Here is a 577-nt window from a genome sequence, read left to right on the forward strand (position 1 = left end):
GGAGTCGCTTTTGCTTTCCTTTCGTCCAGGTACTTAGATGTTTCAGTTCCCTGGCTTGGCTGCCTCGTGGCTATGTATTCACCACGGGCTGGCAGGTAATCCCTGCTCGGGTTTCCCCATTCGGAGACCTCCGGATCACAACCTGTTAGCGGTTCCCCGGAGCTTTTCGCAGCTGTCCACGTCCTTCTTCGCCTCTGATCGCCTAGGCATCCACCGTGCGCCCTTCGTAGCTTGACCGTACCCCTGAGGCACGCGTCGAGCCCGCACCCAGAGCTCGATTGCCGAACTCGGGCGCGCGCCCGCAGCTATTACTTGGGACGCTATCTACTATTCCGTTGTCACAGAGCTTGCGGATGGCTTGCGCCGTCCGAGGGACCTCTCGGTTCCCTGAAAACTGGATTGTACGCGCACCCGCTCGTGTGGGACGGGTTTGACCTCTAGGTAGGCGCTGAAGCGCTTCCTTAGAAAGGAGGTGATCCAGCCGCAGGTTCCCCTACGGCTACCTTGTTACGACTTCACCCCAGTTACCAGCCACTCCTTGGGGGCCTGCCTCCCTTGCGGGTTGGCTCAGCCACTT

Annotated in this window: 2 rRNA genes; both read right to left on the reverse strand. The window is 59.8% G+C overall.

The features are described from left to right. Positions 1–237, reverse strand: a 23S ribosomal RNA gene (locus tag QHF89_RS49905); the annotation flags it as partial. A gap of 228 nt (positions 238–465) precedes the next feature. Next, positions 466–577: ribosomal RNA gene (locus QHF89_RS49910) — 16S ribosomal RNA — on the reverse strand; the annotation flags it as partial.

It is taken from the genome of Polyangium sorediatum (assembly GCF_029946465.1).
Taxonomy (GTDB): domain Bacteria; phylum Myxococcota_A; class Polyangia; order Polyangiales; family Polyangiaceae; genus Polyangium; species Polyangium fumosum.